The following is a 12801-nucleotide window of genomic DNA, read 5'->3' on the forward strand; positions in this document are numbered from 1 at the left end:
GGATGATTGCTGTTATAGCAGATGATTTTACGGGTGCCGCCGAGATTGGTGGAGTTGGTTTAAGACATGGTTTACGTGTTATTATAGAAACTGAATTAAATCATCCGCAAGATGCAGATTTAATTGTAGTGGCTACCAATACCCGATCTATGCCGGAAGATGAAGCAGCGCGGGAAGTGGAACGGGTGATTCATAAATTGAGACGGTTTAAACCTCAGTATATATTTAAAAAATTGGATTCCGTATTGAGAGGATATATCATTTCTGAAATCATTGCTCAGGCAAAAGTTATGAAGAAAAAAAGGGTAATTATTGTAGCTGGTAATCCGGCTTTTGGTCGTTTGATTATCGGTGGAAATTATTATGTAAATGAAGTGCCTCTTCATAAAACATTTTTTGCCAATGATCCCGGGTTTCCGGTTCAGTCAAGCGATATTAATCGTATTTTACATTTATCAGCACTTTGTGTTTATACATCTTTGGGGCCTGATGATGTGATTCCTGAAGAAGGAATTATTTTTGGAGATGTTGCTAATGAAGCTGACATGCAAAAATGGGTTTTGAAATTAAATGATGAAACGATTCCAGCAGGAGGCGCTGGTTTTTTTGATGCTATTTTGAACCTTCAGATACCTGAAGTAGAAAATTTTGTAAAAGACTACAAGGTCGGCGATCACTCACTTTTTGTATTTGGCAGTGCCTTCCCCAAAAGTGAAGCAATAATGACTGGGTTAATTTCTAATGGGCTCGTCTTTTCATTTATGCCCAGAGAGGTTTATATGAATAATTGTTTTGATTATAAATCAATTGAAAATTGGGCTGATGAAGTTGTTCATTTAATAACGAATAAAGTAAAAGTGGCTGTTGCTATTAATTTTAATGATTTAACTGGCTCGGAGTTGGCTTTACGTATTCAAAAAAGCATTGCCATATTGGTTGAGTTCGTTATGGCAAAAACAGAGTTGCAAGATCTTTTTATAGAGGGGGGGGCTACGGCATATGAGATTATCAATAGGCTTAAAATTAAAAGTTTATATCCTTTTCGGGAAATAAAACCGGGGGTAATACAAATGCTAACAGATAAGTATAATGGGTTTTGTATAACCACAAAACCAGGTAGTTACGATTGGCCACAGGATATTTTTTTTTAAGAAAGAATTAATTGTTAAATAATAAAAAAATGAGTTATATTCACTTAATTGATTATCTGATTATCATTTTTTCGTTGTTAGGTTCTATAGGTGTTGGTGTTTATTTTACCAAGCGTCAAAAAAATACTTCTAATTATTTTAAGGCATCAGGAACTCTTCCTTCCTGGGCCATCGCGATGTCTATTTTAGCTACTCTTATTAGCAGTGTTACTTTTTTGGCCTACCCCGGTGAGGGTTTTTCGTCAAACTGGATTCGGTTGGTGCAAGGGTTAATGGTGCCTTTAGTATTGGTCTTTATGATATGGTTCATTGTGCCTTTGTTTCGAAGAGTGATAAAATTAAGTGCTTTCGAATATTTTGAACAACGGTTTGGTTTTTTTGCACGAGTTTACAGTTCTCTGGCTTTTGTTTTAACCCATTTTTCAAAAATGGGAACGGTGTTTTATCTAATTGCCATGGCTTTGGGTAAAATGATGGGGATAGATATTGTTACGGTCATTATTATTATGGGAGTTACGGTTGTGATTATTACGCTGCTAGGAGGTATTGAGGCCGTTATTTGGTTGGATGTTATTCAGGGTGGATTACTTGTAATTGGAGGTCTGGTATCGTTGGGGGTTTTGCTATTTACGACTGAAGGAGGTCCTATTGCAGTTTGGAATGTGGCTATGGAAAATGGCAAAATAGGTTTTGGCCCATTTGATATGGAGTTTGTAAATCTGACTTTTGTTGTGATGGTTCTCAATGGAATTTTTTATGCCATCCAGAAATACGGAACCGATCAAACCATTGTTCAGCGATATTTGACAGCAAAATCAGATAAATCTGCTGTTAAGGCTTCTTTAATGGGCGTTTTATTGAGTGTTCCGGTGTGGGCCCTATTTATGTTTATTGGCACGGCTTTGTTTTCTTACTACCAGATTAGCGGAAATACATTGCCGGAAGGCATTCGACCAGATGCGGTTTTCCCCCATTTTATCATGACTCAACTACCCGTCGGTGTCGTTGGCTTGGTTTTATCAGCACTTATAGCAGCCGCAATTTCCAGCCTTGATTCTGACTTAAATTGCTTGTCTGCCGTTTGTCTCGAAGACTATTATATGCGATTTAAACCGCATGCTTCGGAGGATAACAAAATGTGGATGAGTCGATTTTTTGTTTTAATGGCAGGTATTGCAGCTATTGGTGTAGCCCTGTTTTATGTCCATGCAGGTGGTGAAGGGGTATTGGGAATTGTATTCGCTCTCTATGCAATTTTTTCAGGTGGGGTTGCTGGTATCTTCTTGTTGGGCATTTTTGTGCCACGTGCTAATAAACAAGGCCTTTATTTTGGAATTGGGGTCTGTGTCGTTTTCACTGCTTATGCTTTATTAACATCTACATCGATGGATGTAGATGGAAAAGAAAAACTCATCCTTAATTTAGGTTTCTTTAACTATACACAGCATAAATATATGATTGGCGTGTATAGTCACATTATTGTCTTCTTTGTTGGCTGGCTGACCAGTTTCTTATTTAAAGGCAAAATTATAGACCCACATCTTACTTATGTTGGGTGGCGGAATATCGTTAAAGATAATTCTAATATCTAAAAAATATCTTTTATCAGTTTCACCTTAAAATTAAATGATTATGAAAAAAATGAGACAATTTGTTAAGTTTTTTGTTGTTGGAACAATGACTTTATTTTTTATTTCTAATGGACTGGCACAGGATACAGGTACTGGTACCGGTTGGTCAGAAGCTGGTTCAAGTCTTCTTCTTAACTTGAAATTTCAGAATTTTGAGCATTTTCATTCTCAGGCGGACGCTAACTCAGGGAATAGTCGTGGGGTTGTCAATCCTGAGTTAGATCCGACAGATCCTGAATATATTACGCCTGGTTACATGGATTTGCAGGAAACTAAATCTTTTATTGGATCGAGCAGCTCTGTTGATCTTATTTTTTATCAATGTGCTTTTGCGCCGGAATGGATGACTGCTTATGCTTACAGAGATGAGGTTGCCATTCCAGGAACTGGATTTAATACAGTTGGCGTGTCCAATGGTTTTGTGGAAATTAGCCGTGAGTATGAATCACAATATACAATACCTGGATATTTTGAAATTGATTTGGGGAATTTGCCATATATTGAGATGATTCAGTATTCACATTCAAGTACGGGAGGCAATAAGCGCGGTTTAATGGTTGAGTTTAGTCTTGATAATGGCGTTTCCTGGGATACACTACGTTACCAACCCGATGCAGCTTATAACGATGCTTTTACTAAAGATATATTTACTTCTGAAAAAACACCAAACATCTATAGGTGTGATCCTTCCTCATATGGCATGCTTTGGGAGGATAAGCTTTATTTTTCACCCGATCCCGAACTTAATGAACATCTTAAAATAAGATTTTCGACGGCTGTTTCTCAGTCTTTGCGTATTCATGATTTTATAGTTTATGGCGATCTTCCAACGGCTTTGAATCCTGTTCTTTCTCAAGATTTAGGTATTTCTTACACCGGCGACTTAGTTTCAGTTAATGAAGCCTGTGATATTAGTATTTATAGTCTTACCGGTACATTAATTAAACATGTTGAAAAGGCCAGGTTTGTTTCAGTTAAAGATTTAGTAAGTGGTATTTATGTTATTAAAGCTCAGGTAGATTCAAAAATTGCAGTTACAAAAATTTTAAGAAAATAGTTGTTTTTGATTAAGATAAATGCAGATTCAGATCGTGTTAATACGATTTGGATCTGCATTGGGTAGAGTTATGATAACGTGTAGATTATATTTCTAATATAAACCCGCAAACATTGGGTATAAATATGACTAAATGAATTTTGAGCCTGACTTGAGTTTCAATTAAACTAACTTTTTTCTTAAAGAGAGAAAAAATTGAAACGAGTTATGAGGATTTTTTAACATACATGAGCATGACTGATTCTCCTAAGTTTTGTGTCCCCTTACTGATCAAATTATAAGCACATGAAACGAGCGCTGAGAAATTGTTTCACACACAGAAGTGTGATTAATTCCGGCGAGTTCCACGTGTCCTTAAAAATTAAATTATAAACACATGAAAAAAAACCTGATATCCCCAAAAAATAGAGTTGACGGATGTGCTATCTCTCGTCCGTTTGCTCCATTGGTTGTTGTGTTGCTTTTGTTTTTTCTATACAAGTCAATGAATCCTGCTCAAGCCCAAATGTCCCAACGGATTGTGGTACGAGGTATTGTAACCGACGAAGCAGGCGAACCATTACCAGGGGTTAATATTGTTACCGAACGAGACCCTATGCAAGGAACTATTTCCAATTTTGAAGGAATGTATTTAATGGAAGCATTTTCAGATGATGTGTTAACATTTTCTTTTATAGGATTCAAAATAAAAAATATACCTATTAATGGAAGGCTTGAGATTAATGCTATGCTCGAAACATCTGTAACTTCGCTGGACGAAGTGGTTCTAGTTGGTTATGGTTCTTCCAAACGGGCTAATATTGTTGGATCTGTGGCAAGTATATCTGTGGAAGAACTTGAAGATTTTCCAGCGACAAGTATTACCAGTTTGCTGGATGGAAAGATGGCTGGCATATCTGTTGAGCCTGCTCAACCGACAGGGAGACCGGGTGCATCCACCCGAATACAAGTTCATGGAACAGGAACTTTTGGGACTGCAGGCGGGGCTTCAAAAGAAATTAATCCGCTTTATGTGGTTGATGGATTTGTTGTTACACAGGAGGAGTTCGATTTACTGGATCCTTCGGAAGTCGAAAGTTTCTCAGTTTTGAAAGATGCTTCTGCTGCTGTATATGGGGCAAGAGGCGCTAATGGAGTTGTGCTTATTCAAACCAAAAGAGGTAAAGAAGGTAAAATGAAAGTGTCTTACTCTGGAAGCTACGGAATAGGAGATGCTACTTGCCAAACAGAGATGCTGAGCGCCTATGATCAGGCTAAGATGCTAAATGACAGATACTCTGCGAATACCGATTACACGCCATTTTCAGATGCAGAGCTTCAGGAGACCAGAAATTTAAACTATAATTGGCTGGACGATGCCTGGAAATTGTCTTCCATATCCAGACATTCTGTGACCTTGTCCGGAGGGACTGATAAGGTACGTTATTTTGCCGCCGGGACACATGTTTACGAAACGGGTAATTTTGATAATCTTGATGTTACAAAGTATTCTTACCGGTTGGGGTTAGATATTGAAGTTGTTAAAAATTTAACAGCTTCGCTTACGCTTAGTATTGATAATAAGATAGTTGATATACCTTACAATCAGTCGGTTGGAACCAATACTATGGAGAACCTTTTTCAACCGTTGTTGCAAGCACCAAAATGGATGCCTCACCACATCAATGGCTATGCGGTATACCCAACTTATGATGATGTGGTTGGTGAAAATCCTTTTGCTTTTTTCGAAACTGAGAGTTATCGCCGGAGCCAAAATAAAGGTAATACCGTTAATATGAGCTTAAAATATGAATTTGATAAAATTCCCGGTTTGGAAGCTCAGGCAACTTATAGTCGCAGAGAGGGACATGGTTATAGTAAAGAGTATTCGGTTCCATATTATCTTTATGAATTTGCAACGCAGGAGGAGTCGACCTATCTATTTTCTGACGAGTTATTGGAAGCCCGTTACATTGAGAATCGTAATGCCATTAGTGAAAGCTATGGATATGCCCAGAATTATCAGCTAAATGCGGGATTAACCTACGACAAAACAATAAATCTCCACAATTTTAAAATCTTTGCTAATTATGAACAGACCGAGTCTGAAGGTAACAGTTTTGGAGCTACAGCCAAAACCCAGGTGTTGGAGGGCGTCGAAACACAATTGGGTTTTAATAATGAATCAGCGATTTCAAAAGGGGAATTGTCAGAAGGTGGACGCTTATCGGGCATTGGTCGTTTGAACTACAGTTATGCCGGTAAATACATTTTTGAGGGTGTTGTGCGGATTGAGAGTTCTACCAAATTTGCCCCTGGTCAGCGTATCGGAGTTTTCCCGGCATTTGCAGCCGGGTGGGTTATTTCCGAGGAGAATTTTTTTAAAGACAGAAATTTGCCTATCGATTATTTAAAGCTTCGTGGATCGTATGGGCGTACAGGAACAGATTATTCTGGAGCCTATGAATATAGGTTACAATATGGTATTGATGACAGTTACCTTTTCGCAACTACCGCTCAATCAGGGATTGCCGTTCAAAATGAAGGTGTGGTTTCTTCGGGGGTAACCTGGGAAAAGTCAGACAAAACAAATATTGGCTTAGATGCCAGATTCTTAGATAACCGGTTGTCTTTTTCCATTGACGGATATTATAATTACAATTTTGATATTTTAACTAACAGGAAAGTGGAATTTGCATCAACCTCCGGTATTGTTGATATGGTGAGTGAAAATTTAGGCCGTATGGAAGTATGCGGGTTCGATATGGAAATGGAGTATAAACAGGATATTGGGAAAAATGGAAGTTGGTTTATCAAGGGGATTTTTGGTTATAATAATAACAAGGTTTTGGATATTCCTACGGACTATCAGAAATCGGATTTTAGGTATCCCATTGGTAAAAGTACTTATATGAGTAGTGCTGAACAAGGTTATGTCACAAATGGAATTATTCGTACACAGGAAGAGATTGATGCTATTAATGCAGCTAATTTGGAGAAATATGGTTTCGATTATAATGTTTTCGGAAGTTCTCTTGCTGTTGGGATGCTATATTTTCAGGATATTGCTCGTCCCGGTAACAGCGATGCGGGAGAACCTGACATCGTTTATGAACCTGATGGCAAGGTGACTGAAAATGTTGATATTACCTATATTCAAAATGTGAATGAAAATTTTGTTTGGAAAAATTTGTTGCCATCTTCAATATCATTAGGCGGAAACTGGAAAGGCCTTTCACTGAGTATGCAGTTCAACATGGCCTTTGGTACTTCCTCCGGAATTGTTGATAAACTGGCTAGAACTGCCCCTACTTTATTGGAAAATAGCCCATCTTTCTGGCGTGATTATTATACTGATGACAATAGTGATGCAAAATATCCCAGCCCTATTTACGCTTCTGATAATGCTCGGTCTTCGGTTTTTTGGATGAAAGATGTCTTTCAATTGAGATTACGTACTTTGAATCTCTCATATTCAATACCTCAAAGGCTTGTATCAAGGTGGGGTATGTCGTCATTTAGAATTTTCTTTGCCGGCACTAATTTGTGGTCTCCTATTAGCACTTTCGATTATAAAGAAGACGCAATTTCTCGTTACAATACATACCCCTTGCTTAAGACTTTTAATCTTGGCGTAAGTCTTACTCTATAATTTGAAAAGGATATATTAATTAAAAAATGACATAATATGAAAAAGGTCTTAATAATATTTATTGCTTTGGTGGCCGTCATTTGTTTCGCTTGCGAGGATGTCCTTGATAAAAGAGATTTAAACAAAGTGGACGACAGTATCTGGAATGAATATTCATCCGCCAAAACATATATCAACAATATTTATGCTGACAATATGCCGATTTTTTCTATGGCATCGAATATTGGTTACACTGACGAAGGTTATTCGAGTAATGAAGCAATTACTATGCTGATGTATGGTCTGGTAGGGGATGACGGTATTAGCTATATGAACGCTTTCAGTTTGGAAACATTTCAACTTATTAGGTCTATTAACATTGCCATAAAGGGAATTCGTGACGGAGACATGAACGATGACGATAAGCAATTATTATTGGGCCAGGTTTTGTTTTTTAGAGCATGGCGAAATTGGGAATTAGTTAAGTTATATGGTGGTATTCCACTTATTTTTGCTGTTCAGGATCCATATTTCGACGATTTTGATGTGGCTCGCAGCAGTACGAAAGCTTCAGTAGAAGCAATTGTTTCTGATTTGAATAATGCAATAACGATGTTGCCTGCAAGATGGGACTTGCAGGAAGATCAGGGGCGTATTACCAGTGGGGCTGCAGCTGCTTTTAAAGGTCGGGTATTGTTGGCCTGGGCCAGTCCTATGTTTAGCCCTGATAATAATATCGACCGCTGGACTGATGCCTATGACGCAAATGTAGATGCGAGAAAAATATTGGATGACAATGGTTATAGTTTGAATCCTGTTTTTACCGATATTTTTACCGATTCTCCAGTGGATAACCCTGAAGCTGTGATGTATAGGGCCTATAAATCCGATACAGAAGATTACATCAATGATTGGGAAGCTTCTATTCGTCCTCCCTCCGGAGGTGGAAACATGTCATATGCGCCTTCCTGGAATTTGGTTAAGACATTTTCAATGGTCAATGGGAAGCCTATCTCAGATATAACGTCTGGTTACGACTCTGTTTATTTTTGGAGGAATCGTGATCCTCGCTTTTACGCAACTATTGGTTTTAATGGTTGTTCGTGGCAAATGGCAGGTCATTCAACGAATGTATTATGGACCTTCAACCAGTATATTGGAGAGAATAGAAGAACTCCTGCCACCGGTTTTTATTGTAAAAAGGCGAGTAATCCAACCGTTACTATTGAAAATACAGGAAACACATCTACAGCCTGGGTTGAGATAAGATATGCCGAAGTACTTATGAATCTGGCTGAGTGTGCCAATGAAATAGGTAAAACAAGTGTTGCCGTTGAGCTTTTAAGTAATATTAGGGATAGGGCTGGGATCGATGCTGCAGAGAACTATGGTCTTGGTTCAAACCTCTCTATCGCGCAAATGCGCGAGCTAATAATGAATGAAAGAGCTGTCGAATTTGCTTTTGAGAATAAACGCTACTGGGATTTGCGTCGGCGAAAAATGTTTACCGAAGATTTGGGCCCTAATACGCCGAAATTAAACGGTTCAAAACGCTATGGGTTGATTATTGACGGTAATGGCGTTTGGAAGACAGGGCGAGTAAGAACCGGTGAGTATGCAGGATGGAGACGGATTGATACAGCCGTTTATTTGGGATATGTGGATATTGAAAGAGAAGGAGATGCGACAACATATTTTGCCGGAACTCTGAAGGAGATGGATGCGACACTTGCCGCGTTCGGTTTGGAAAATGAGAGCGCATTTATAAATTACCAGGATTTATACTATTACTTTGGTATTAGTCAAAGTGTTTTACGAAGAAGTCCTGCCATTGAGCAGACGAAAGGCTGGATTTATGGGACATTTGATCCTTTAGCTGAATAAACTATTAAAATGTTATAGTATGAAAACAATAGTATCTATTATTTTATTTTTTCTAATTTTTTTCGACGGTATTGGAAATGCTCAATTGATTGCGTTTCCAGGCGCCCATGGTTATGGACGCTTTGCCTCGGGAGGAAGGGGAAATGGCACGTCAGGCAGAGTCGCTATTGTCACAAATCTTGAAGATGACCTTGAAAATCCACCAGAAGGGTCTTTTCGCTGGGCGCTTCAGCAGGGGGTTGATGTGGTGATAAACCCTTATGTGGGAGAAATTGAAGTTAAACGTCCTTTGACAATTGTATTTCAGGTTGGGGGTGTCATAAATCTAAAAGGAGATATTCGTGTGCAACGTGATAATTTGACAATTGCAGGACAAACCGCTCTCGGTGATGGTGTTTGCTTTAGAGGTGCAACTCTTAATTTTAGCGGGAGCAATAATCTTATTGTTCGTTATATAAGATCTCGTCCGGGCGATGAATTAGGTGAAGAAGTATCGGCCTTCAGAATTGAAAACGGAAGCAATTTTATTATTGACCACTGCTCGTTTAGCTGGGCCATTGAGGAAACAACTCATTTTTCAAGCAATAACGGGACTACCGTTCAATGGTGCATTATAAGTGAATCGCTTTACAATTCTATTCATAAAAAAGGCGCACGTGGTTATGGCACACAATGGGGGGGCGAATATGCCTCTTATCATCATAACTTGCTGGCTCATCATAATTCTCGTATGCCGCGTATCAACGGATCAAATAGCAACGATGTGGAATCGTTGGTGGATTACCGCAATAATATTAACTATAATTGGGGGAGCGTCGGTGCTTTTTATGGCGGCGAATGGGAAGGTACCAATGGCTTGGGTTTTAGCCATGTCAACGTAGTGAACAATTATTTTAAACCCGGACCGGCGACACCTAGCGACCCTATTTTTGCACGCCCGTCCCTTAACCGTTCAGGTGTCACGCTTGATGGATATGCCAAATGGTTTTTTGATGGAAATACGATGGAAGGCGATGAGATTATATCAGTTGATAATTGGAGTGGAGTAGATGGGTCTGAGGTTGGGGGAATTGATAATATACAATCAGATGAGGTGCTTCTTAAAACTGTTGAAATACAGGATATTTCTGGTTATCTGGAGAATTATGATCAGTATACCGAAACTGCGGCGCAAGCATGGGAGACGGTACTCGCTAATGCAGGCGCTGTTTTGCCTATGCGTGATGCTATTGACGCGCGAGTGGTTGCTGAAACTAAAGGAGAAATCCCTATTGTTAGATATGCCTATACTACAGTTGATGATCAGACTACGCCATTGAAAGGTGTGACGTCGGGTATTATTGATACGCAGGTTAATTTGGTCTCTCCATCTGATCCGGAAGGAACAACAGCCTGGGATGTTTACAGCACTTCAACCAGCGAACTGGCTCCTGTTGACACTGATAGAGATGGAATCCCAGATGAATGGGAGATCATTAATGGACTTAATTATCAGGATGAAACGGATGGAAGGATTCTTTCTGCTTCCGGTTATTCTTGGCTTGAACTTTATTTATTTGACTTATCAGGAGAAGACGTGCCAACCGAGGTGAAATTTACAGAGACGAACAACGATGTTTGTTTTTACCCCAATCCTGTGGCTGATAAACTTTTTATCTCAACTTATGCATATCTGATAAAGGTCGAATTATATAACAGTACAGGCCTTCTTCTTGCTGTTTTTAAAAACATTGACAGTATCGGACAAATATCATTGACGGATCTGTATCCGGGTGTTTACATTATTCGGGTTTATTTAGAGGGAAACCAGATTCTCACTAAAAAAATTGTAAAGTTATGAAACGAGCATGAGAGCAACTCTCAAAAAGGGAAATGATTATCCCGACGAGTTTCATATGGCAACTGAGAAATAAATTATAAACATATGAATAGTAAAGTTTTAATGTATTTTTTGAAATTTCTGTTTTTTTTTTCAGCTGCGCCTGTTTTTTCGCAGGTTTATGATTATGTGGTTGATATTAATGGAAATGGAAATTTCACCTCCATTAACGAGGCTTTGAACTCTATATCTGAGAATAGCACGACTCGTACTCTGATATTTGTAAGGAATGGCGTTTATAATGAAAAGGTTTGGCTTGGTCCTTCTAAAATATCGGTTAGTCTGGTTGGCGAAAATGTGGATGACGTTGTAATCAATTGGGACGATTATCAGGGGAAAGATGGTTTGTCTGGCGCTGACAGCTATACTTTTTTAGCAGAAGGTGATGATTTTTATATGGAAAATATTACCGTTGTTAATTCTTATGGTTCAGGGTCTCAGGCAGTTGCTATACGTACAACCGGTGACCGTCAGGTCTTTAAAAATTGTGTATTTAAAGGTCATCAGGATACTTATTATGCTCATAAAAATAGGCAGTACAATTTTAAATGTATAGTGGAAGGTAATACGGATTTCATTTATGGAGACGCTACTGCTGTTTTTGATAGCTGCATTATCAAAAGTCTTAATGGTGGAAATTATATTGCCGCCCCTGCCGATAGTAAGTTAATAACTCCATTAAGTACGGGAGATTTTTATCATGGTTTTCTGTTTTCCAATTGTAATTTAACAGCAGAGGCTGGAGTTGATATTGGCTCTGTATACTTAGCCCGTCCATGGCAGGCCAACGCTTCTGTTGCGTATATTTATTGTATACTTGGGGATCATATAAGTCCGACTGGATGGAGTGAATGGAGCACCAATGATAATCATGAATCAGCTTATTTTTCAGAGTATTTAAATAAAAATGTAGATGGCAATTTGGCTGATGTGACTCAACGGGTTTCGTGGAGTACTCAGTTGACTGAATATGAGGCAACAGTACTTTATCTTTCCAGTTTTTTCCTTCGTAAAGAAAATGTTAATTGGTTCCCAAAGCCAGTGGTTACTGCTTTACATGCACCTTTGAATGTTTCGATTGATGGAATTCAATTAGTCTGGGATCCAGTGGACGAAGCCATCGGTTATGCAATATATAAGAATGGGCGTGTTATTGATTTTGCCTCGGGCAATAGTTTCGTGGTTTCTGAGCCTGTTTCTGATTTGTCTGTTTTTAAAGTGCTTTCCATTGATGAATATGGCGCTTTGAGTGACGGAACAGAAGTTATCCCCGGATTTTTATCTGATGCCGGTCGCATTGCTGATAAAAAAAGTTACCAATTAATCAACAATAAGATTTTTTTTAGTCATCCAACCAAATTTTTGTTGTTTGACATCTCTGGATGCCGGATCATATATGAGCAGGATGTCATGCAGGTTTCATTATCAGAACTCGGCACAGGTGTGTATTTTTTGTATTGTGAATCTGAAGGTGAAATGCCTTTTTCTGATAAATTGGTTATCAGAAGGTGAGTTTAAATAACAGGTTTGTTGTCTTATAGTTACGATAATTTGTTTAAGTATGCGTTAGATCAGTTAAGAAAATTTCA

General features: G+C 38.6%; 7 protein-coding genes. All 7 read left to right on the forward strand.

What is annotated here, in order from left to right; all coding sequences use genetic code 11:
• Window positions 1–2: 2 nt before the first annotated feature.
• The 7 genes from ACT3CD_RS14065 to ACT3CD_RS14095 all read left to right on the forward strand — a co-directional run bounded on the left by ACT3CD_RS14065 (window position 3) and on the right by ACT3CD_RS14095 (window position 12724).
• Window positions 3–1151, forward strand: coding sequence for a four-carbon acid sugar kinase family protein (locus tag ACT3CD_RS14065; RefSeq protein WP_444646281.1), 1149 nt, complete (start codon window positions 3–5; stop codon window positions 1149–1151).
• Between the two features lie 29 nt (window positions 1152–1180).
• Entirely contained in the window at window positions 1181–2743 is a 1563-nt protein-coding gene (locus ACT3CD_RS14070) for a sodium:solute symporter (protein WP_444646282.1), read from the forward strand.
• Between the two features lie 40 nt (window positions 2744–2783).
• Window positions 2784–3839, forward strand: a complete 1056-nt coding sequence (locus ACT3CD_RS14075; RefSeq protein ID WP_444646283.1) for a T9SS type A sorting domain-containing protein — start codon at window positions 2784–2786, stop codon at window positions 3837–3839.
• Between the two features lie 376 nt (window positions 3840–4215).
• Window positions 4216–7470, forward strand: coding sequence for a SusC/RagA family TonB-linked outer membrane protein (locus ACT3CD_RS14080; RefSeq protein ID WP_444646284.1), 3255 nt, complete (start codon window positions 4216–4218; stop codon window positions 7468–7470).
• 36 nt (window positions 7471–7506) lie between these two features.
• The gene (locus ACT3CD_RS14085; protein ID WP_444646285.1) at window positions 7507–9333 is read left to right on the forward strand and encodes a RagB/SusD family nutrient uptake outer membrane protein; all 1827 of its coding nucleotides are present in this window, start codon (window positions 7507–7509) and stop codon (window positions 9331–9333) included.
• Between the two features lie 19 nt (window positions 9334–9352).
• Window positions 9353–11173 (forward strand): T9SS type A sorting domain-containing protein, encoded by a 1821-nt coding sequence (locus tag ACT3CD_RS14090; protein WP_444646286.1) that lies wholly within the window; start codon window positions 9353–9355, stop codon window positions 11171–11173.
• Window positions 11174–11257: 84 nt separating this feature from the next.
• Window positions 11258–12724: a pectinesterase family protein gene (locus ACT3CD_RS14095; RefSeq protein ID WP_444646287.1), complete on the forward strand. Its 1467-nt coding sequence runs from the start codon at window positions 11258–11260 to the stop codon at window positions 12722–12724.
• The last annotated feature ends 77 nt before the right edge of the window (window positions 12725–12801 follow it).

This window comes from Geofilum sp. OHC36d9, from assembly GCF_052400685.1.
Classification (GTDB): domain Bacteria; phylum Bacteroidota; class Bacteroidia; order Bacteroidales; family Marinilabiliaceae; genus CAZHHH01.

Coding starts and splice junctions, on each gene's coding strand:
- ACT3CD_RS14065 (WP_444646281.1), top strand. CDS start 3: ATGATTGCTGTTATAGCAGATGATTTTACGGGTGCCGCCGAGATTGGT.
- ACT3CD_RS14070 (WP_444646282.1), top strand. CDS start 1,181: ATGAGTTATATTCACTTAATTGATTATCTGATTATCATTTTTTCGTTG.
- ACT3CD_RS14075 (WP_444646283.1), top strand. CDS start 2,784: ATGAAAAAAATGAGACAATTTGTTAAGTTTTTTGTTGTTGGAACAATG.
- ACT3CD_RS14080 (WP_444646284.1), top strand. CDS start 4,216: ATGAAAAAAAACCTGATATCCCCAAAAAATAGAGTTGACGGATGTGCT.
- ACT3CD_RS14085 (WP_444646285.1), top strand. CDS start 7,507: ATGAAAAAGGTCTTAATAATATTTATTGCTTTGGTGGCCGTCATTTGT.
- ACT3CD_RS14090 (WP_444646286.1), top strand. CDS start 9,353: ATGAAAACAATAGTATCTATTATTTTATTTTTTCTAATTTTTTTCGAC.
- ACT3CD_RS14095 (WP_444646287.1), top strand. CDS start 11,258: ATGAATAGTAAAGTTTTAATGTATTTTTTGAAATTTCTGTTTTTTTTT.